Source organism: Limosilactobacillus portuensis (assembly GCF_014838735.1).
GTDB lineage: Bacteria > Bacillota > Bacilli > Lactobacillales > Lactobacillaceae > Limosilactobacillus > Limosilactobacillus portuensis.
This window is the reverse complement of sequence record NZ_JABUXQ010000001.1, coordinates 36,233-58,083: the sequence shown is the minus strand read 5'-3', so window position 1 is coordinate 58,083 and position 21,851 is coordinate 36,233. Positions and strand designations below refer to the sequence as shown.

The following is a 21,851-nucleotide window of genomic DNA, read 5'->3' as shown; positions in this document are numbered from 1 at the left end:
TGGCAAATTACTGTATAGCCTCTTTTAAAAGAAAATTTATTGAATAATAGTACCCTTAACTTTTTAGCCAATATGGTTTTCTTCCAATATATCATGAACAATTTTATCTGCTTCCGGAGTCCGCTTCCACTCGTCCCAGTGATCCATCGACTCATCCTGCATTTGGTAATGGGTATTGATGAAGTGTTCATACTTAATGACGTTTTGGGAATGAGGAATATTTAACTGCAAGATCCGAACCTCCTTGATAAAGCCACGTTCAGCAGCTAATTCAGCTCGTCCATTTTGAACCATATTACCAATTTCATAGTAGCTAGTCCCATCATTCCGTGTAATTTGTTCAATCAAATCCAAGACTTCATGTTGTTCTTCCACAATCCTAACTCCCTTCATAATCTCCAATTTATTATAACGAGAAGCACAAAAAAAATCATCGTCAAAATTGGCGATGATTGGCATAAGAGAGAAAGAGAATTGATTAGAAGGTAATTACTTAAATACCTTACAGTTATTATGATAGCGGTTTCATATATCGCTGTCAACAACTTTTTTAGCAATTTTACTAAAAAGTGTCAAGGTATTTCTTTCCTAATACACAAAAAATCGTCAGTTGCTAACGTCTCTCACGTGCAACTGACGATTATTGATTAATTATTGAACAGTAACAGACTTTGCCAAGTTCCGTGGCTTGTCAACATCCAGACCCTTACCAAGACTAGTGTAGTATGCCAATAGTTGCGCTGGAACAACACTCAGAAGCGGACTAAGTAATTCGTCAACATCTGGCAGGATAATGTTATCGCCATCCTTTGCCAAGTGACGAGATACAATTGTCAGAGTATTAGCACCCCGCGCTTCAGTTTCTTCAAGGTTACTCCGTGTTAATCCAGCAGTCCGGTCTTGAGTAATAATCCCAATAACTGGCGTTCCCTTTTCAATCAGAGCAATTGTTCCGTGCTTTAATTCACCTGAGGCAAATCCTTCAGCTTGGACATATGAAATTTCCTTTAGCTTAAGAGCTGCTTCAAGTGAAACTGACCAGTCGATTCCCCGACCGATGTAGAAAGCATTCCGTGGCTTTGAAAGGTACTTGTCTGAAAGATCCTTCAAAATGCTCTTACTATCAGTAATTGATTGCATTCCGTTGGCAACCAAACCTAATTGGTGCTTAACATCGAAGGCACCAGCAACTGGCTTATTCATGTATTCACCAAGTGCCTTAGCTAAGATTGCTTCAACGGCAATTTGTGCTGTGTAAGCCTTAGTTGAGGCAACAGCAATTTCTGGACCAGCATAAAGCAATTCAGTAAAGGTTGCTTCACGAGAAAGAGTTGACTTATCCACGTTAGTAATTGTAAGACTTGGCCAATTATTCTTGTTAACGTTAACCAATACTTCACGACTATCAGCCGTTTCACCACTTTGACTCAAGAAGATAAAGAATGGCTTCTTAGAAAGCAATGGTTGCTCATAAGCAAATTCTGATGAAATGTGAACAGAAGTTGGGATTCCAACCAACTTTTCAAAAATCCGCGCACCAATCAACCCGGCATGGTAACTAGTCCCAGCTCCAACAATGTACAGGTGATCGGCTTCAGACATTGACTTTAATAATTCTTCATCAATTGTTGGCTTGCCATCTTCATCAAAGTACTTTTGAACTAACTTCCGCATTACAGCTGGTTGTTCATCAACTTCCTTTAACATGTAGAATGGGTAAGCACCCTTGTCTGCTGCGTTTGGATCCATATCAACAGTGAAGGTATCACGGTGCTTTTCGTTACCGTCAAAGTCTTCGATTTCAACTGAGTCCGGCTTAACAATAACTAATTCATGATCATCCAATTCCATAAATTGGTTAGTTTGCTTCAACATTGAGGTAGCGTCTGAGCCGACCATGTTGTAGCCATCAGCGATTCCAACTAGTAATGGACTCTTATTCTTAGCAACATAAAGGGTATCTGGTTCTTCCTTATCCATTAATACAAATGCGTATGAAGAATCAGGACTGATTAACTTCAAAACCTTTAATAACGCATTCTTAGTTGAAAGGTGATCTTCAACAACAAATTTGTCCACTAATTGAACAATTACTTCGGTATCAGTTTGGCTCTTAAAGTCAACATCCGCCAAGTAATCTGCCTTTAATTGAGCATAGTTTTCAATTACCCCGTTGTGAACAAGGTAGAAGCGTTCGTCACTAGAATATTGAGGGTGAGCATTAGCTTCATTTGGTTCACCATGAGTAGCCCACCGGGTATGACCAATGCCTGACATTCCATGAACATCATCGGTCAATGCATCTTCAAGGTTGCTAATCCGACCGGCGCGCTTAACCAGGTAGTCATTACCCTTGTTATCATTAACGTAAACCCCAGCTGAATCATAGCCACGGTATTCAAGCCGCTTTAAGCCATTAATTAAAATTGATAGACTGTCTTGACTCCCAGTCACTCCAACAATTCCACACATATTTAATACCATCCTTTTTAAAATTGGTATAGACACATATAGCATGTCCAGCCCATTGAATACACTTAGTATAATAATGTTTTTAACTAGTATTGTCAAACTAAGCGACTTTAATTGGTCTAGGTAAGATATTTAGTGAGCTGATTAAAAAAAGAACAGGAAATTTTCCTAGTTCTTTTTCAATCATTTTTATTTAACTTCTAATTCTTTACGGGCAACATCAGCAATTCGTTCAACATATTGATGAACTAATTCTGGTGTCGCTGCTTCTGCCATGATCCGAAGCAATGGTTCTGTTCCGCTCGGACGAACAAGAACTCGCCCATCACCGTTCATTTCACCTTCAACTTCTTCAATAATTGCCCGAAGCTTTTCGTTCTTCATTGCAGCAGCCTTATCAGCAACTTTGATGTTAACTAGTTCTTGTGGGTAATTTGTAACGTCGCTAGCTAACTCCTTCAGTGACTTACCTGTTTCCTTAATTACTGAAAGGAGCTGTAAAGCAGTCAGCATCCCATCACCAGTTGTGTTGTAATCTAAGAAGATAATGTGTCCCGACTGTTCACCACCCAGGTTATAGCCGTTCTTTAACATTTCCTCAACAACATACCGGTCACCGACCTTTGTCTTCACACTGGTCATACTATGACTTTCAAGCGCCTTGTACATCCCCAAGTTGCTCATTACGGTAGTGACAATTGTATCCTTCTTCAATAGACCGTTATCATCCATGTATTTTCCACAAATGTACATAATCTTGTCACCATTAACAATGTTTCCTTCATTATCGACGGCAATACAACGGTCACCATCACCATCAAAGGCAATCCCAAGATCAGCCTTATTCTCGACAACAGCTTTTTGTAAACCTTCAGGATGAGTTGAGCCACAGTTGAGATTAGTGTTCAAGCCATTTGGTTGAGCGTTGATTGGAATAAAGTCAACGTTCATATCGGCAAATAGGTTGGAAACAAACCCTGAAGTTGCACCATTAGCAGCATCAACAACTACCTTTAACCCAGAAAGATCGGTTGAAACTGTTTGTTCAAGAAATGAAGTATATTTCAAGGCACCTTCATGATAGTCAGCAACAGTTCCTAATCCTTCATCAGATGGTCGTGGCAACGTATCTTCCTCAGCATCTAATAGCTGTTCAATTTCATATTCCAAGTCATCTGATAGTTTGAAGCCGTCTCCACCAAAATATTTAATACCGTTATACTTAATCGGATTATGACTTGCGGTAATCATTACACCGGCATCAGCTTCTTGGGCACGAACAAGGTAGGCAACCCCCGGAGTGGTAACAACTCCTAATCGTAAAACTTCAATTCCGACCGAGAGTAAGCCAGCAACCAACGCGTTTTCTAACATTTGACCAGAGATTCGGGTGTCGCGTGAAACAAGAACTTGCGGTTGCTTTCGTTCAGAGTGCCTAGTAAGAACGTATCCACCAGCACGACCAACCCGAAAAGCCAACTCAGGACTTAAATCCCGGTTTGCAACACCACGAACACCATCAGTACCAAAATATTTTAACTTCATTATTTTTCTCCTCTTAACTAAAATCTACTCATTTGAACTTACTTGTGCGCTACTACTCGATGAACTACTACTTTCACTTGAACTTGCGCGACTAGAGCGACTATTACTTGAGCTTGACTGCGCATTATCATTATCACTTGCTGAGCTACTAGTAGTATCGCCCTCACCATGAATCGGAATCGTTACGTTAGTTGTGTTTGGTTCAATCACCACGTTAAGGGTTTGCCCATTTTTATCCACTGCTTGTAGGGTTACTAACCGATGAATATCGGACGTTGCCTTGGTCGGCATTGCAACAAATGCGAGAACCCGATCAACCTTATTAACTTCTTCGCGAGAGCCAGATATCTGAACGTGATCAATATCAGTCCGTGGCGTTCCCACCTGGTAATTATTACTTAGCGAATGGGAACTTAACCGGACGGTAATTTTTTTAGTAATTGTCTTCCGCGGCTGAATATTAACTGTTACATACTGTGGCTTTACGGTTGCGTGAAGCTCAGAATTCAAACCGCTAGTTTTAACCTTCACCCGATGTTTTCCTACTCCAACATTAGTCAGATCGATATAGGCTTTAAAGTTTTGCGTATTTGAAGTTGTTGTTACCAACGCCGAAGGACCATTTACGGTTACCCGAACAGTTTTAGGATAGCCGCTGACAACGTAATTATTATCGGTTGTAATGTCAAGTGGCATCTTAATAACCGCAGTTTTGTTAGACATCAAGGCGCTCGTCTGATCATGCTGCCTGGTATTTTGTCTTAAAAAACCATTACTCCCATTATTAACGTAGAAAAAGAGGAAGAGAGCCAGGACTAGAGAAGTGATCCGTAAGAACCATTTGTTATTAAAAAATTCCCAGTTATTCATTGCTGCCACCTCCCCGACGACCGAAGAAGGAAAATAGCTTAGTAAAGAAGTTATTATCCTTCCCGGTTGTTTGGCTGTATAGTTGGGCTCGCAAGAACTTCAAATAGTCATTTCGTGACATATTGCGAATTAACTCATTATCCTTCGTAATTGAAACTTCACCAGTTTCTTCAGAAATAACGATTGTTAATGCATCGGTAACTTCACTAATTCCAACGGCAGCCCGGTGTCTGGTCCCTAATTCTTTAGGAATCAGTTTACTGTCAGATAGGGGTAAATATGCCGCTGCAACTGAGATTCGATTATTTTTGATGATTACCGCGCCATCATGAAGCGGTGTATTAGGAATGAACGTGTTAATCAGTAATGCACCCGAAATATCTGCATCTAGCGGAATCCCAGTTTCAATATATTCTTCCAAACCCGTCTTCATTTCAATACTAATCAACGCTCCGATCCGTCGCTTTGACATGTATTGGATTGCCTGATCTAATTGCTTAATCGTCTCTTCTTCAGTTTCGTTAGCCGTTTGATTGTGGGTAAAGAACGTCCCTCGTCCTAGGTGTTCCAGCCCCCGACGAATTTCTGGCTGGAAAATGATCACAATGGCGATTACTCCCCAGTTAATGATCTGATCCATTACCCAAGAAACCGTACTTAAACCAATGTACCAACTGACTACCTTCACCAGAATGATAATCAGAATTCCCCGGAATAGTTGAACAGCCCGAGTACCACGAATTAATAGTAATAACTCGTAGATTAAAAACCAAATTACTAAGATATCAACTAGATGGATCAGGTTTTGCCAAGTAAACAGCGCCGAAATAAACTGCATAACTTATCTCACCATCCTCTAAATTACCATAACATTATATCATTTTATCCCGGAAAGAACTGTACTTCATTAAATTTCTGGTATCTGTGATAAAGTCTGGTATTCTAAACTATAAAAGACTCATTTACGGAAGGATCCCGATCAGATGTTTAAATTAACTAAGCAATGGCAAATTCGTTTTTTCTTCTGGATTGCAATCATCCTCCTGAAAATTTTTATGCCAAAGCCGTTTAACTTTATGGCTTTTAACGTTTTCTTGGCTTATATTCCGGTTGAAATTGGCTTTCAGCTCCCCCGTTTTAATGATCGACGGGCGTTAGCTTTCTGGGGGTGCCTCATTATTTGGTTATTGTTTTACCCAAATACTCCCTATGTCATGACTGATCTTTTTCACCTCTCCTGGCTTAATCCCCATACTAGTATCAACGGACTCTTAAAATCTGATCCCCACATTTGGTTAATTTTTGCCATAATGGTTCTTTGCGCGATCAGTTGTCTCTTCTTCGGTCTTTTGTCGTTAGATCAAGTTAGTCATCAACTCACTGAATTAATTTGTCCGCATCATCCAAAAATCAAATTTTGGTGGATCATCATCTTCTCATTCATTTCAAGCATTGGAATTTACATTGGTCGCTTCCTTCGTCTTCATTCCATATACCTTTTCTTTACCCCAAGTTGGTTTTTCCGCCAATTAATGTCCATTTGGTCAATCGATATGTTAAAATTCACCATTATTTTTACCTGTTTGCAAATTCTTTCCTACTGGATCCTTAAAACAGTTCAAAACACAAAATACAAGGGATAATAGTTTAGTTATACAAAAAGTAAACGGATAAGAAAACCAAGGAATTTTCTTATCCGCTTACTTTTTTACTTCTAATCCTAACAAACTAATCCCGACCAATAATCCGGACTTCGGTCTCCAATGAAACACCAAATTTATTCTTAACGACTTCTTGAACGTGGTGAATAACATTTAAGTAATCGGTGGCCGTTCCGTTATCAATATTAACAATAAAACCAGCGTGTTTCTTTGATACTTGCGCGCCACCGGAAGTATACCCTTGTAAGCCAGCATCATGAATTAGTTTTCCGGCAAAATATCCTGTTGGGCGCTTGAAGACACTTCCACAAGACGGTAACTCTAATGGTTGTTTAGCGGCACGTCGAGCATTCAGTTCATCCATTTGAGCGGTAATCTCTTCCTTGTCTCCTGGTTTTAGTTCAAATGTTGCTTCAAGAACAATCCCATGATTATCTTGAACGCTACTATGACGGTAACCAAAGTCAAGTTCTTCATTGGTTAATTCTTGAATTTCGCCAGTTGGCAACATAATGGTAGCTGACTTAACCGCAAATTTGGTTTCGCCACCATATGCACCGGCATTCATAAAGACAGCACCACCAATACTCCCAGGAATACCGGCAGCAAATTCCAAACCAGTTAAACTATGATCTCGTGCAACCTGAGTCGTCTTAATATAAGTTGCTCCTGCTTGAGCCACAACATTGTTACCCTCAACCTTAATCTGGTTCATACCAGTTACAATTAATACCAAACCCGCAATTCCGCCATCACGGACAATTAAGTTACTGGCATTACCAATCACGGTTAATGGAATATCATTTTTCTTAACAAACTTTACTAATTGCTGAACCTGTTCAACATTTTCTGGAAAAGCCAACCAATCTGCCTTTCCTCCAGTATGAGTAAAGGTATATTTGGATAGTGGTTCCTGCTTTTTAATATTAATTTGGGGAAATTCTTGAATTAAATTAACTACCATAATCTTGTCGTCCTTTATTTTAATCTAGTATTATTGTACCATGCTTAATCACTAATCTTTTGGCAGAAGAAACGAATTACTGGTAAAATTGAAGTCATTAACCTACCCCTGACGAAAGGAGATCTCACTTCATGAACTTTGTTGCAATGGACTTTGAAACAGCAAACGGCAAACGATACAGTGCCTGTTCTCTAGCACTGACAATCGTTCGAGATAGCAAAATTGTTGATGAATTTTATACTTTAATTAATCCCCAAACTGATTTTTTCTGGCGAAATGTGCAGATCCACGGAATTCATGAAGAGGATGTTCAAGATGCGCCAACATTCCCCGAGGTTTGGCAACACATTAAACAGTTCTACCGACCAGAACAACTTGTAATTGCCCATAATAATAGTTTTGATAATAGTGTCCTGCGAAATACCCTTCTTCATTATGGTATTCAACCACCGACCTTTCAAACTCTTGACACCGTGAAAAGCAGTCGTCAACTAATCCCTGGGCTTAACAACTATCGGTTAAATACCGTTTGTGATGCCTTACAAATCGATTTGCATCACCATCACAATGCTCTCGATGATGCTCAAGCCTGTGCCAACATTCTTTTATATGAAGCCCAACACTTTGGCGGAGAACAGCTTCGCCCATTTATCAACTTTTATAATTAAAGGAGAACTCAATTTATGGATAACGAAACAGTCAAGCTACTGGGCGGTAGTTTAACCCTAACCCAATTAAACGCTATTTTTCAAACCATTCCTGAAGAATTTGACTTTATTGATGAACATGACATTGTTCGCTGGTCTTCGGCAAATAAGCATCGCCTCTTCAAGCGGACTGACGATGATCTCGGCAAACACGTCTTAGAGGTTCATCCCGGTCATAGCCAAGAACGGGTGAAACAAGTCTTACAGCAAATGCACGATGGCAAACGTGGTGTCTTAAGTCTAATCATTCACTATCACGATAAGCCAATTAACATTGCCTTCTATTCACTTCATGATAATAATGGTAAATATATCGGCTGTGTTGAAGTAACCCAAGATGTTTCAGGACATCAAGAAAAAGGTGCCTGGTTACATAACATTAAGCAAGTACTATTCAAACATAAATAATCAATAACGGCTCCTGACATTCGCAACTCTGAATGCCAGGAGCCTTTTATTCTTGCCGATAATCCATCTGGAGTGCCCTTCGTCCTGAAACTAATCGATGCTCACGAACCACAAAGTTCATCTTACGATATAAGTTAATTGCCGGAACATTATCCTCAAAAACATCTAAGGTAAGTTGAGCCAAACTACTATAATTAGCAAACCAATATTCAGCTTCATCCACTAATAACTGGCCAATTCCTTGATGCCAGTATTTTTTGGCCACAATAACTCCTAACTCACCCATCTGAGGTTCGTTAGGTAACCGCATTATTGTTACCATCCCCACAATCTCTTTTTCAAACACTGCTAGTAACATTATACAATCGTCCACGCTGTTAATTATTTGAATATTTTCGCGTTCTTCCTTCGCGGTTACTCTTTCTAGGTGCGGAATTGTGATCGCATCACTTTCCGTTGCTGCTTGTCGAAGAAAGTTAAGAATAACAGCTGCATCCTCAGGTTCAGCTAATTTAATTTTAACAGTCTCTGACATTATTACAGCTCCGTAACTACCTGTTCAAAGTGACGGCCGTGTGGTTCAAATTGAAGAAGACGGGTATTTTCGTCATCCGTTCGCTTAAAGTGAATTGCCAAAAAATCAGTAGGTAACTCCTCTTCAACAAATTGGGCCCACTCCACAACACTCACTCCGTCACTATCAAAGTATTCCTCTAGTCCTAAGTCTTCTGCACCACCGTTTTCAAGGCGGTACGCATCCATATGGTATAGCGGCAGTCGACCATCATGGTACTCACGGATAATGGTAAAGGTTGGACTCTTAATCAGGTCTGGAATATCTAATCCCTTAGCTAATCCCTTAGTAAAAGTTGTCTTCCCGGCACCAAGATCACCATCTAAAACTAAAACATCTCCAGCCTTTAATAGCCGTCCTACCCTTTCACCAAGCTCAATCGTTTTTTCGCGATCAGTTAACTTTACTTCTTTCATCCGTCTCCGCTCCTCAGTTTTTCTAAAGCTATTGTAGCTGATACCTAAGCTTAAAAGCAACAAAAGAGAGAAGAGACTGATGTTTTCCAGTTTCTCCTCTCAAGAGTTTTTAAACTTATTATATTCTATTATAATGCCTGAGCAGCTGTAATAATAGCTACCTTGTAAGCATCATCCTCACTGCATCCCCGCGAAAGATCGGCAATTGGAGCATTCAAGCCTTGGAGAATTGGGCCTACAGCAGTAAAGCCACCAAATCGTTGGGCAATCTTGTAACCAATATTTCCGGCTTCAAGGCTTGGGAAAATAAAGACATTTGCGTGGCCGGCAACCTTAGAACCTGGAGCCTTTAACTCGCCAACTGAAGGAACAACAGCGGCATCGAATTGCATTTCACCATCAGCAGGAAGATCTGGTTCCATTTCATGAACCTTTTCTGTAGCTTCGGCAACCTTAGTAACCATCTCACCCTTAGCAGAACCCTTAGTAGAGAAACTAAGAAGAGCAACCTTAGGATCAATACCAAAGATTTTGGCAGTCTCTGCACTTTGAACAGCAACCTCAGCCATGGTATCCGCATCTAATTCAATGTTAATTGCACAGTCAGCAAAGATGTACCGTTGGTCACCTTTTTGCATCAAGAATGCCCCACTAATTCGGTGAGCATTTGGCTTTGTTTTAATAATTTGTAATGCTGGACGAACAGTTGAACCGGTTGAGTGAACTGCTCCAGAAACCATTCCATCAGCCTTTCCCATATAAACTAACATGGTTCCAAAGTAGCTAACGTCTTCAAGCATCTTTTCAACTTGTTCAGGAGTATTCTTTCCCTTACGGCGTTCCAAGAGAGCATCAAACATGGCCTTCTTATCAGCTTCTGGATAAGTTGCTGGATCAATAATCTTTAAGCCGGTAATATCGAAGTTATTTTCCTTAGCGGTTGCTTCAATCTCATCCTTTGTTCCAAGCAGAATTGGTTCTACTAAACCATCGTTTTGTAAACGAACGGCAGCACCTAAGATTCGCTTATCAGCACCTTCAGGGAAGACAATGGTTTTGTCTTGTCCCTTTACCTTTGCAGCAATTTCATCAAATAAATCCATCTACAAAAACCTCCTTATTGGTTATCAAGCCTTACCGTCAACTATCGGTTGGTCCGGTAATTGCCAATCAATTGGCTCCTCTCCCATTGCGCGAAGTGCTTCATTTGTCTTTGAAAATGGTTTTGAACCGAAGAATCCACGGTTAGCTGAAAGCGGACTTGGGTGTGCTGATTCCAAGATAATATTTGTCTTAAGGTTAATCAGCTTTTTCTTATCCCGCGCCGCTCTTCCCCAGAGAATAAAGACAACTGGTTGAGGGCGTTCGGACAATGCGTGAATTGCAGCGTCCGTCAATTGTTCCCAACCATGCCCCTTGTGAGAAAAGGCTTGGCCTGCACGAACTGTTAAGACCGAATTCAAAAGCAAAACACCTTGATCAGCCCATTTTTTTAGGTAACCATGTTGAACCGGATGACAACCGACATCACTTTGCAGTTCCTTATAAATATTTTGCAATGATGGTGGAACAGGGATCCCTGGCAAAACCGAAAAGCTGCATCCATGAGCCTGGTGAGGACCATGGTACGGATCTTGACCTAAAATGACAACTTTGACTTTACTAAAGGGTGTCCATTCAAAAGCCTCAAAAATATGATGCATCTCCGGATAGATTGTCCGATGGCTGTACTCTTCTTTTAAGAAATTATGTAACTGCGCATAATATGCACTTTCAAATTGGGGTTTTAAAACGTCCCACCAATCATTATGAATAAGTTGTTTCACGATTCTAGCACCTCAACTAATATTTTAGCATAAGTAGCGATGGGCGGGAATGGAAAATGAAACCGCTTTGTAAAGTTATCATTTTTATAAGTAAACTGGTACAATAATGGTAATTAATTTGTCTTTAAGGAGCGGTGATTGGATGCGGCAACTTTATTTACGTGATCATGATACAGACCTCCACGGAACTACCGTTATTCGTAACTATCAAGGACGTTCGCTATACCTCCTGGTAGGTAAATGGGGTGCGCTTCACGATGTTTTATCTTTATATTCAATTTCTGGTGACTTACTTGCCGAAGTGAAACAGCTCAGTTTTGGAATAATTCCAAAGTTTGCCTTATTTAAGGATCGCCAAAAAGTGGGAACAGTTAGTAAGTCTCTTGGTTTCGTTCGTGAGGTTATTTATATTAAGGGCCTTAGCTGGGTTGTCGTTGGTTCACCATTCTCGGGAAAGTATCGCGTTTTTAAAAAGAATCACCTCGTCTTTTCCATCCAGCCAGTTGCTTTTACTGGCGATTATTATCACGAGTTAAAGGTAAAAAATGAAGAAGATGAACCACTTGCCATCCTTGTTGCAAGTGTTCTCCAACATTGGGCTCGTCGCAAACAATCATCCCCACTCCACGTCCACTGGGGAAGCGTTGCTACGGGGAATGATACTTGTCTTGGTTACCAAATTGAATCATCACAGTTTAAAAAGCAAAAATAATGATTAAATTAAAGCTGCTTAAACAAACAAGCGACTGACAAAATTGTCAGTCGCTTGTTTTGTGTATATGGTTGCATCGGCGACATAGTCAAGAACTGCTCGCCAGGAACTTGCTAGAGCCAGCAACCTCCTTCCTAGGCGCGAGACGCCTTCGTCAGGAGAAATTGCTGGCTTTCCGCAAGTCCTTTGCTGGCTCGCACTCTACCTCTAATAATGCTTCATTACCCGCTCCATCTCACGGTTGACTTCACGGCGCTTAATGGATTCACGTTTATCGTATTCGTGTTTTCCTTTAGCAAGACCGAGAAGAACCTTTGCGTAGCCGTGCTTAATATACATCTTTAACGGGATAAGTGTAACTCCCTTATCTTGGAGAGCACCAGTTAATTTATGAATCTCTTTTTTGTGGAGAAGCAGTTTACGATTACGAAGCGGATCCTGATTGAAGAAAGTTCCATTATCGTATTCACTAATATGAACATTCATTAACCATGCTTCACCATTACGAATTTGAGCAAAGCCATCTTTTAAATTAACCCGGTGTGCTCGTACAGACTTAATCTCCGTTCCCGTTAAAACTAGTCCTGCTTCATATGTGTCAGTCACAAAATAATCATGACGGGCCTTTTTGTTTTGAGCGATTAAATTATCATTGTTTTCATGCTTTTTGGCCATGGAATCCCCCCATCAGGTCAAAATATTAATGTCGGCGTCGACGCTGTCCTTCAAAATCACGAGAATTATTATGGTGACGGGCCTGTCCACGATTTATTTGCCGGTTATTCCGATTACCATTCTCACGACCATCGTGTTTCCACTTTCCTTGTGTATTCCGGAAATGACCGCCATTTTGCTTGTGACTACCATTACTGTGACCATGCCGATTATTTCCCCGACGACCGCCACGACGATCATCGTTATGGGGAACCCGAATCTTGGTTGTTGGTGCTTCTTCGGGGTTAACTAATTGAAAATCGACTTCACGTAGATCCTTGTCAACCCGAACTAGTTTAACCTTGATCGGTTGACCAATTTGGAAAATTCGGTGGTGACTACGACCAATTAAAGCCAGATGCTTTTCTGAATATTCATAGTAGTCATCATTCATGACGCTAATGTGGACGAGTCCCTCAACGGTATTCTCTAATTCAACAAATAGTCCGAACTTCATAACTGAACTAACAACTGCATCGAAGGTTTCTCCAACATGGTCCTCCATATATTCAGCCTTCTTCATGCTATCAACATCACGTTCAGTATCAATTCCCCGCCGTTCTGTAAATGACGTATGCTCAGCAATTTCTGGCAAACGATCACGCCAGGCAGCCTTTGCGTCTTCTCCCTTACCATGCTTTTCATACCACTTAATTAAACGGTGAACCGTATCATCAGGGTACCGCCGAATCGGTGAAGTAAAGTGGGTGTAATACTTTGCACCTAAGCCAAAGTGACTAACCTCTTCATCGTCATACTTTGCCTGTTGCATGCTCCGCAACATCATTACTTGAACCATTTGTTCTTCCGGCTTTCCAGCAACCTGTTTCAAAACATTTTGAAGCATTTTCGGCTTAACATTATTAATATCACCATGAGCATTAATCCCGAAAACATTTAGGAATTCAAAGAAAGACTTAATCTTCTCATTATCAGGTTGTTCGTGAATCCGATAAAGGAATGGGACATGCTCCTTGTAATAATGTTCAGCAACCGTTTCGTTAGCGGCAAGCATAAATGATTCGATCATCCGCTCTGCCAATCCGCGTTCACGAAGTTGAATATCAGTTGGGTGCCCCTGATCATCAACAATAATCTTGGCTTCCGGTGCTTCAAAGTCAATTGCACCCCGGCGTTTCCGTGAATTTAACAGGATCTTATGAATATCGCGCATGGTTTCAAACATCGGAACTAAATCCTTATATTCAGCCATTGTCTTAGCATCATGGGATTCCAGGATCCGATTGACTGCCTTATAGGTCATTCGCGCGTGGGACCGCATTACACTTGGGAAAATCCGGTGCTTAACAATCCGTCCTTGTTCATCAATCTCCATTTCACAACTCATGGAAAGTCGTTCTTCACCTGGATTAAGAGAACAAATACCATTAGAAAGCCGTTTAGGAAGCATTGGTACTACCCGGTCAGTTAAGTAAACTGAAGTTCCCCGCTTAAATGCTTCCTTATCAAGGGCGGATCCCGGCTTAACGTAGTGGCTAACATCAGCGATATGAACTCCAAGATGATAGTGACCGTTATCCATCTTCCACGCAACAACCGCATCGTCCAAATCTTTAGACTCAATTGCATCAATTGTTACTAACGGCTGGTCAGTAATGTCTACCCGACCCTTCTTTTCTTCAGGAAGGACCTTCAATGGGATTTTATTAGCTTCATCCATTACCTCTTGAGGAAATTCATGAGGAACGTCGTGGGCATAGATCACCGAAAGAATATCAATTCCCGGCTCATCCTTATCACCAATCACTTCGTTAACTGCACCAGTCATTACTTGCGGGGCCTCATCATCAGGATAGGTGGCAACAGTCGCGGTAACTACTTGACCATCCATTGGTTTTAGTCCTTGATCATTAACGAAGAACCGGTAATTAGAAAGCTTTTTATCCTTTAGAAGAATTTCACCAATATAATCACCGACAGTTTCCTGTTTAAACTCACCAACGATTTGATCGTAGTTATGTTCAACAATTTTAACTACTTGCCCTTCAGGACCCTGGTCACTCCCTGGCTTAGCAGGGCGAAGAATTTTTACTTCAACCTGATCACCATTTAAGGCGTGCATTGTATGGTCAGGGTTTATATACATATCCGGTAAGTCAGGATCATAGTCAACAAAGCCAAACCCCTTATCATTAGCATGGAAAGTCCCGATAATTGCTTGGGGCTTAATCACAGCCTTAAATTCTCCGCGATCAGTCACTGTCACTTTCTTCTCACGTTCAAGTTCGGCTAATGCTTGAACAATTGGCGTAAAGGAATCAGCATCAGCCATCTTTAATGCCCGTCCTAGTTTTTCAGCTGAAAAACTAACATTGGCATTTTCCTTTAGGTAATCTAATATCTGATCTTTTAATTTCGTTTTTGTTGTCATATTACACCTCAAATGTTTTTTGTAGGAAGTCAGTAACGTCAGCAAATAACTGGCGATGGGCATTGTTAACGGTAAGAACGTGACCAGCCTGCGGATAATAATGATAGTCAACTGGAGTTCCTTGGGCTAATAACTTTTCGGCTAATTCTTTTCCAGAATGAGGGTTAATCATTTCATCCCGACCACCTTGACCAATAAAAAATGGCTGGTGGATTTGCTCCAGGTGCTGATCTATTTCCCGGGTCATTTCGCTAATAGCAGTTAATTGTTTTGGTAACAATTGATTAATTTTTACAATTCGTTCGTTAATTTTCCGGGAATCCAATCCTGCTTTCTTATAGTAAGCAGTTGCTAATTGCGGGAAAAATTGTGGAACATTTGATTGTCCCCAAGTAGTAACGGGAGACGCAAAAACTCCCCCGCCTACTAGGGTTGGATCATTCTCTAATGCCTTGGTAGCTAATAATCCTCCTAATGACAAACCGAGGATCGCTATCTTCTCCATTCCCATATCCTTTAATCGCCGAACTGCAAATTGCGTATCAGTCCACCAATCTTCTGGACCACTTTTTTCTAAAACAGTCAGTGGATCGCTCCCATGCCCAGTAAAGACTGGAGCATAAATCGTATAATCCTGTCGCTCCAGGTGTCGTGCAAGCATTCGCATATCAGCACTACTACTCGTATATGAATGTAATAGAATAACCCCAAAACGACCGTGCGGAAATAAAAAGGGCTTCCCCGAACTAACTTCCATTATTTCTTACTCCTTAAAATAAAAAAGCCTCCTGAATACATGATACAGGAGGCAACGCCGCTTTAGTGTGATGAAACGAAAACCAAGGCCAAAGCTAGGATAAAGAAGATCGCCCCACAAATCGTAGTAACAACCTGCATTACGGCTTCAAATCCACGAGCCTTACGCCGTGAGAATAAATCTCCAGCTCCACCTGTTAAAGCAGACATTGCATCATTATCGTTCTTAGCTGGTTGCATCATTACACATGCAATCAGAACTACACAATCTATTAAAAATAAAGTCATTAATGTGTTATACAAGGATTTTTCCTCCTAATAATTGCCCACTATATCTAGTACAGAATACCATACTCTTCACCTAATTTCTACATTTTTGGTGTGTGAGATGATCGTTCTAATATTTCTTGAAGCTTATTCTTATCGGAAATATTTGCCTGAATGAGCAGGGTATCACCAGCTAGGAGAATTGTCTTCCCGTTTGGAATGATTTTATCTTCCCCACGGTAAATAAGGGAAACAATGCAATCAGCCGGCCATGAATAATCCGCTATTTGACATCCATCAAGTTCTGATCCCGGATAAATCGTTACCGAAAGCGTCTCTTGGTGGAGTGGCTCTTTCTTAGCGCGCAGTCCGATAAAGTTTTCAAACATCGCGGTATAAACAGGCCTACCATGTAACGCATCAACCACTAGATAGGCAATAATCGAAACCATTGCTAACGGCATCAAATGTGCTAACGAACCTACCATTTCGGTAATAAGCAGAATTGCAGTAAATGGCGCCTTACTGATACAAGCAAAGTAGCCTGCCATTGCGTAAATAATGAAATTTGGTAGGTACCGCGCAGACAAAATTCCCACTTTAACCATTAGTGTACAATAAACTGCTCCCAAGACTGCTCCTAAGGTCAAAATCGGCAGAAAGATTCCCCCAGGTAATTGGCTTCCGTAGCTAATCATAGAAAAGACAAAGCGAAGAACAAACAAACCAATAAAAAGAGTTAGGGAAAAAGGTAATAACCTTAATTCAGCAATTAACTGGTTTCCACCACCAAGAGTATAAGGAAGGTACCAAGCAATCGGGATAACTAAAAGAAATGGGATAACAGGATATACTGAAGGCTTAAGCCATGTTAGCTTTCCCGACCAATGATCAAGTCGCAAAATAACAACCTGATAAAGCCGGCCCAGAAAGCCAAGCGCAATTCCTAGAATAATTAGATGCCAATACAAGCCAACCGGCAATTCATATTGATAAGGGACATTTAATACCGGCTTAAGACCAAAGATAGTCATAGAAACCATATTTGAGCAAAGCGAACTAATAAAGGTTGCCAGCCAAATTAACGGTGAGAAGTTATGATAAACTTCCTCCAGAATAAAAATGGTGCTTGCAATCGGTGCATTAAATGCTGCTGCCAATCCAGCAGCGGCACCACTAGCAATGCCAACACGACGGTTAAGTGAACTAACGTGGGCCGTTTCGGCAACCCCCTGACCAATTGTCGCTCCCAACTGGATTGAAGGTCCTTCGCGGCCGAGAAACAGACCAGAACCAATGGCAAAAATTCCGCCAAGATACTTTCGCCATAAAACCGGCCACCATTTTTCGTCAAATTGACACTTTAACTGACCCTCAACCTGAGGGATCCCGGACCCTTTAATATTCGGGTAGCGCTGTGCAAGCTGGCCCAAAATTAATGCTAGAATTACCGAACCAACTGTCCAATAAATTAATCCCGTTGGGTGATGGTGGAAATAAGCAAAACTCGCACTAACCAATTCCAAAAAATGTTGAATAATTAACCGAAATGTACTAACCACTAATCCCGTTAACAGTCCAATAATAATGGCGCGAATCATTTGCTTAACTTGGCTATCCTGGTTAACAGTTCTTTCCTTATTCATTGTTTCTCCTAACTTTCCCTAAGATTCACCCAAGTATTGTACTACATCTCCAAAGAAAAAACAGGTAGTGGATAATGATTAATCCAGAACCTGCTAGTTAAGTCCTTATTTAGCTGTTGTTCTCTTTAAGCCATGACGAACAAGGTAAACAATTGTTGCAACAATCAGAACAATTGCCCCGACAATAACCGAAATCCGGGTATCAGGATTAATGAACATAAAGATCACAATTACAATTAGCATAATAAACGCGAAGTAATTTGAGAATGGATAGAGGGGTAACTTAAACGGATGATCTACCATCAAGTCCGCATTATTCTTCCGGAAACGTAATTCCGCAAGAAGGATTACAAACCACGGAATCATCCCTGGCAGAACTGAAGAACTGAAGACAACGACAAACATATCGGAAGTTGAATGATTATAAATTGAGGAAATCATATCAATGATAAAGCCAATTAAAATTCCCCCGGAGATTCCAAGAATTGCCGCATCAGGAACAATTCGCTTTGAAAGGCGACCAAAAATCTTTGGTGCATCCCCTTCATGGGAAAGTTTAAATAGCATCCGACTTGAACTGTAAATTCCGGAGTTAGCACCAGAAAGGGCTGCCGTTAGTACAACAAAGTTAATAATTGATGCTGCAGCAGTAATCCCCACCTTAGCAAAGGTTGATACAAATGGTGAACCAACACTGCTTAGCTTATCCCACGGGTAAATCGTTACGATAACGAAGATAGCCCCAACATAGAAAATCAGGATCCGAAAAAGGACAGACTTAACAGACTTAATAATTGCTTCCTGCGGATCGGCAACTTCACCAGCAGAAATTCCCAGTAATTCAATTCCCTCATATGACCCAACGATAATTGACATTGAGAAGAAGAAACCACTAATTCCGCCCGTAAAGAAGCCACCATGTGCCCAAAGATTACTAAAACCTGTTGGGTGACCACCGTTACCAAAACCGAAAAGGATCACCATGAAGCCTAAGAAAATCATGAAGATAATTGTAACAACCTTGATCATTGCAAACCAAAATTCTAGCGAGCCATATGCCTTAGCACTAGCAAGGTTTGCCAATACCAAGAAGATAATGATCACGATCCCGGCAATCCAAGTATGCATGTGTGGCCACCAAAATTTCAGATATTCGGTAGCCGCCACAACTTCCGACATTCCAACAACAATATATTCAAAGACATTCGCCCATTTAGCAAGATATCCTGCAAGTGGGTGCACATACTCAGTAGCGTAGTCCGCAAACGACCCCGTTCCCGGATTAATGTAGATCATTTCTCCAAGAGCCCGCATAACAATGTAGAGGATTAAGCCAACAAATGCATAAGCTAAGAGTACTGATGGTCCGGTCCACTTAATTGTTGATGTTGAACCCATAAATAACCCAACACCAATTGCTCCACCTAAGGAAATCATTTCCATTTGGCCAGCAGTCATTGATCGCCGTAACTTTGGCGCAGAATTTTTCATTAGTATCAAATCCCTTTCTCAAATTATAGCTTTTCAAATTATATTATATGAATCACTAATTGCCAAGAACTTTTCTAATCATTCTCTCATTATTAATTGGTTTAACAAAAAATAATTAACTTAATTAAGAAAGAAAAGCTGATAAAATAATAAAAATAACTTAAACAAAAATAGACCTTCCACAGTCAACTGAAATTGACTATGAAAAGGTCTATTATTCTTTAACGTTATGTTAATTAACGGTTTTCGATGTCTTGACGAGCTTGTTCACTCAAGTTGTAGAAGGAGTGGATACCCTTGTATTGAGCAACATCACCAAGTTGGTCTTCAATCCGCATTAATTGGTTGTACTTAGCAAGACGGTCAGTCCGGCTCATGGAACCAGTCTTGATTTGTCCAGCATTAGTAGCAACAACTAAGTCAGCAATGGTAGTATCTTCAGTTTCACCAGAACGGTGTGAAACAATAGCAGTGTAACCAGCTTCCTTAGCCATTTCGATTGCTTCAACAGTTTCAGTCAAAGTACCGATTTGGTTAAGCTTAATTAAGATTGAGTTAGCTGCACCCATCTTAATACCCTTCTTAAGGTAATCAGTGTTAGTTACAAAGAAGTCATCACCAACAAGTTGAACCTTCTTACCAAGCTTGTTAGTAAGAGTTACCCAGTCATCCCAGTTATTTTCATCAATTGGGTCTTCAACAGATACAACTGGGTACTTTTCAATAATTCCTGAAAGGTAGTCAATAAATTCATCAGTAGTGAATTCTTCACCAGTTGACCAACGAAGCTTGTACTTCTTGTCTTCGTCGTTCCACAATTCTGAAGCAGCAACGTCAAAGGCAATTGCAATATCCTTACCTGGCTTGTAGCCGGCATCCTTGATAGCTTTAATCAAGTATTCGAATGGTTCTTCGTTGTTAGCAAAGTCTGGAGCAAATCCACCTTCGTCACCAACAGAAGTTACCTTTCCAGCAGCTTCCAATTCCTTCTTCAAAGCATGGAAAGTTTCTGAACCCCAACGAATTGCTTCACGAACAGTTGGTGCACCAACTGGCATGATCATGAATTCTTGGAAGTCAACCTTGTTATCAGAGTGAGCACCACCGTTGATAACGTTCATCATTGGTGTTGGCAATACGTGAGCATTGAAACCACCAAGGTAGTTGTAAAGAGGAACTTGTAATTCGTCAGCAGCAGCACGAGCAGCAGCAAGTGAAACAGCTAAAATAGCGTTAGCACCTAACTTACCCTTGTTTGGAGTACCGTCTAACTTAATCATTGCCTTGTCAATTGCAATTTGGTCGGTAACTTCCATACCAACAATTTCCTTAGCAATAACGTCGTTAACATTAGCAACGGCCTTTAATACTCCCTTACCGCCAAAACGGTTCTTATCACCGTCACGTAATTCAACGGCTTCGTGTTCACCAGTTGAGGCACCTGAAGGTACGATTCCACGGCCAACACCACCAGCTTCAGTATATACTTCAGCTTCAACTGTAGGGTTACCACGTGAATCAAGAACTTCACGTGCATAAATATCTGTAATAAGTGACATTTGATGAATCTCTCCTCTGTCTTAAATTCGATAGCAATCGCGCTATTTCATTAATATTGTATTATTTTGTGCAACCAAAAACAAGCATTTAGTGGTTAACTAATTTTAAAAATGTTTCAGGATCCAAGCTCGCACCACCTACGAGGACCCCATCAATATCCTGACTTGACATTAAGTCATTGATATTACTAGTTGTTACGCTTCCTCCATAAAGGATTCGAACGTCATCAGCAACGTCATTCCCGTACATATAAGCTATCGTCTGTCGAATTAGGTAACATCCCTCTTCAGCTTCATTAGGATCCGCACTTTGACCGGTCCCAATTGCCCAACTTGGCTCATAAGCAATTGTAACGTGTCTAATCTCGTCGCTTGAAAGTCCCTTAGCATCGTAAAGAATTTGGTTTACAACCCAATGAACTTTTTTCCCTGCTGTCCGTCGTCCCATTGTGTCATCACAACAAACGATGGGGCATAGATGATCAGCTAATGCTGCTTTAATTTTTTTATTTACGATCTCATCAGTCTCATGAAAGTACTTCCGGCGCTCGGAATGTCCAAGGATTACATGGTGAATTCCTGCTTGATAAAGGGCGTATGGACTTGTCTCGCCTGTATACGCACCTTCATTTTTATAATAGCAGTTCTCAGCAGCAATTTTCAGTGGAGAGCCTGCAGCAGCTTCTTTCATTGAAACTAACGATAACGTTGGCCCCGCTAATGCAGTTTCCAACTGTTTTGCTGGTGGCAGCTGATCCTTTACCTTTTTAACAAAATCAACTGATTCAGCCACCGCTTTATGCATTTTCCAATTGCCAGCGATAATTGGTACCCTCATCAAAATCACTCCTTTAAACCGCAAAAAAGCAGA

Annotated in this window: 22 protein-coding genes; 4 read left to right on the top strand and 18 right to left on the bottom strand. The window is 40.8% G+C overall.

The genetic code is table 11. The features are described 5' to 3' along the window. Window positions 1–63: 63 nt before the first annotated feature. The 5 genes from HUK49_RS00250 to cdaA form a co-directional block, all read right to left on the bottom strand. Entirely contained in the window at window positions 64–375 is a 312-nt protein-coding gene (locus tag HUK49_RS00250) for a hypothetical protein (protein WP_102169171.1), read from the bottom strand. A gap of 276 nt (window positions 376–651) precedes the next feature. Next, window positions 652–2,472, bottom strand: a complete 1,821-nt coding sequence (gene glmS / locus HUK49_RS00245) for a glutamine--fructose-6-phosphate transaminase (isomerizing) (RefSeq protein WP_102169172.1) — start codon at window positions 2,470–2,472, stop codon at window positions 652–654. 189 nt (window positions 2,473–2,661) lie between these two features. Beyond that, a complete protein-coding gene (glmM, locus tag HUK49_RS00240; RefSeq protein WP_191912229.1) occupies window positions 2,662–4,017 on the bottom strand; it encodes a phosphoglucosamine mutase in 1,356 nt (451 codons plus the stop codon). Window positions 4,018–4,041: 24 nt separating this feature from the next. Continuing rightward, complete coding sequence (locus tag HUK49_RS00235; protein WP_191912228.1) at window positions 4,042–4,887, bottom strand: CdaR family protein; 846 nt, start codon at window positions 4,885–4,887, stop codon at window positions 4,042–4,044. Then, window positions 4,880–5,725 carry a diadenylate cyclase CdaA gene (gene cdaA, locus HUK49_RS00230; protein WP_191912227.1) on the bottom strand — a complete coding sequence of 282 codons (846 nt, stop codon included), beginning with the start codon at window positions 5,723–5,725 and terminating at the stop codon, window positions 4,880–4,882. Before cdaA ends, HUK49_RS00235 begins: the two co-directional genes overlap by 8 nt. A 145-nt stretch (window positions 5,726–5,870) precedes the next feature. Here cdaA and HUK49_RS00225 point away from each other — a divergent pair, with 145 nt between their 5' ends. After that, a complete protein-coding gene (locus HUK49_RS00225) occupies window positions 5,871–6,530 on the top strand; it encodes a DUF1361 domain-containing protein (RefSeq protein ID WP_102169176.1) in 660 nt (219 codons plus the stop codon). Window positions 6,531–6,615: 85 nt separating this feature from the next. Here HUK49_RS00225 and murB read toward each other — a convergent pair whose 3' ends face one another. Next, on the bottom strand, window positions 6,616–7,512 hold the full coding sequence (murB, locus tag HUK49_RS00220) for a UDP-N-acetylmuramate dehydrogenase (RefSeq protein WP_191912226.1): 897 nt from the start codon (window positions 7,510–7,512) through the stop codon (window positions 6,616–6,618). Window positions 7,513–7,643: 131 nt separating this feature from the next. On the opposite strand from murB, the gene HUK49_RS00215 reads away from it, so the two are divergent. After that, window positions 7,644–8,180, top strand: a complete 537-nt coding sequence (locus tag HUK49_RS00215) for a 3'-5' exonuclease (RefSeq protein ID WP_102169178.1) — start codon at window positions 7,644–7,646, stop codon at window positions 8,178–8,180. A 15-nt stretch (window positions 8,181–8,195) separates the two neighbouring features. Next, a complete protein-coding gene (locus tag HUK49_RS00210) occupies window positions 8,196–8,627 on the top strand; it encodes a PAS domain-containing protein (protein ID WP_191912225.1) in 432 nt (143 codons plus the stop codon). A 46-nt stretch (window positions 8,628–8,673) separates the two neighbouring features. Here the strand turns inward: HUK49_RS00210 and HUK49_RS00205 are convergent, their stop codons facing one another. The 4 genes from HUK49_RS00205 to HUK49_RS00190 form a co-directional block, all read right to left on the bottom strand. Then, window positions 8,674–9,162 carry a GNAT family N-acetyltransferase gene (locus HUK49_RS00205; RefSeq protein ID WP_191912224.1) on the bottom strand — a complete coding sequence of 163 codons (489 nt, stop codon included), beginning with the start codon at window positions 9,160–9,162 and terminating at the stop codon, window positions 8,674–8,676. Window positions 9,163–9,164: 2 nt separating this feature from the next. Then, window positions 9,165–9,617: a tRNA (adenosine(37)-N6)-threonylcarbamoyltransferase complex ATPase subunit type 1 TsaE gene (gene tsaE, locus HUK49_RS00200; protein ID WP_102169181.1), complete on the bottom strand. Its 453-nt coding sequence runs from the start codon at window positions 9,615–9,617 to the stop codon at window positions 9,165–9,167. A gap of 128 nt (window positions 9,618–9,745) precedes the next feature. Next, on the bottom strand, window positions 9,746–10,720 hold the full coding sequence (gene pta, locus HUK49_RS00195) for a phosphate acetyltransferase (protein ID WP_191912223.1): 975 nt from the start codon (window positions 10,718–10,720) through the stop codon (window positions 9,746–9,748). A gap of 24 nt (window positions 10,721–10,744) precedes the next feature. Next, window positions 10,745–11,443, bottom strand: coding sequence for a uracil-DNA glycosylase (locus HUK49_RS00190; protein WP_003717611.1), 699 nt, complete (start codon window positions 11,441–11,443; stop codon window positions 10,745–10,747). A 142-nt stretch (window positions 11,444–11,585) separates the two neighbouring features. Between HUK49_RS00190 and HUK49_RS00185 the strand changes: the two genes are divergently transcribed. Further along, entirely contained in the window at window positions 11,586–12,155 is a 570-nt protein-coding gene (locus tag HUK49_RS00185) for an LURP-one-related/scramblase family protein (RefSeq protein WP_235980890.1), read from the top strand. A 207-nt stretch (window positions 12,156–12,362) separates the two neighbouring features. Here HUK49_RS00185 and smpB read toward each other — a convergent pair whose 3' ends face one another. From smpB to tpiA, 8 genes are all read right to left on the bottom strand, one after another. Further along, entirely contained in the window at window positions 12,363–12,830 is a 468-nt protein-coding gene (gene smpB, locus HUK49_RS00180; protein ID WP_191912221.1) for an SsrA-binding protein SmpB, read from the bottom strand. A gap of 25 nt (window positions 12,831–12,855) precedes the next feature. Beyond that, the gene (gene rnr / locus HUK49_RS00175; protein ID WP_191912220.1) at window positions 12,856–15,261 is read right to left on the bottom strand and encodes a ribonuclease R; all 2,406 of its coding nucleotides are present in this window, start codon (window positions 15,259–15,261) and stop codon (window positions 12,856–12,858) included. 1 nt (window position 15,262) lies between these two features. After that, window positions 15,263–16,018, bottom strand: a complete 756-nt coding sequence (locus HUK49_RS00170) for an alpha/beta hydrolase (RefSeq protein WP_191912219.1) — start codon at window positions 16,016–16,018, stop codon at window positions 15,263–15,265. Window positions 16,019–16,080: 62 nt separating this feature from the next. Further along, window positions 16,081–16,320 (bottom strand): preprotein translocase subunit SecG, encoded by a 240-nt coding sequence (gene secG, locus HUK49_RS00165; RefSeq protein WP_040531604.1) that lies wholly within the window; start codon window positions 16,318–16,320, stop codon window positions 16,081–16,083. 65 nt (window positions 16,321–16,385) lie between these two features. Continuing rightward, window positions 16,386–17,930: a ClC family H(+)/Cl(-) exchange transporter gene (locus HUK49_RS00160; protein ID WP_191912218.1), complete on the bottom strand. Its 1,545-nt coding sequence runs from the start codon at window positions 17,928–17,930 to the stop codon at window positions 16,386–16,388. Window positions 17,931–18,035: 105 nt separating this feature from the next. Next, window positions 18,036–19,421 (bottom strand): amino acid permease, encoded by a 1,386-nt coding sequence (locus tag HUK49_RS00155; RefSeq protein ID WP_102169187.1) that lies wholly within the window; start codon window positions 19,419–19,421, stop codon window positions 18,036–18,038. A 236-nt stretch (window positions 19,422–19,657) separates the two neighbouring features. Further along, window positions 19,658–20,980, bottom strand: coding sequence for a phosphopyruvate hydratase (eno, locus tag HUK49_RS00150; RefSeq protein WP_003717603.1), 1,323 nt, complete (start codon window positions 20,978–20,980; stop codon window positions 19,658–19,660). Window positions 20,981–21,068: 88 nt separating this feature from the next. Then, a complete protein-coding gene (gene tpiA, locus HUK49_RS00145) occupies window positions 21,069–21,818 on the bottom strand; it encodes a triose-phosphate isomerase (RefSeq protein WP_191912217.1) in 750 nt (249 codons plus the stop codon). Between the last annotated feature and the right edge of the window lie 33 nt (window positions 21,819–21,851).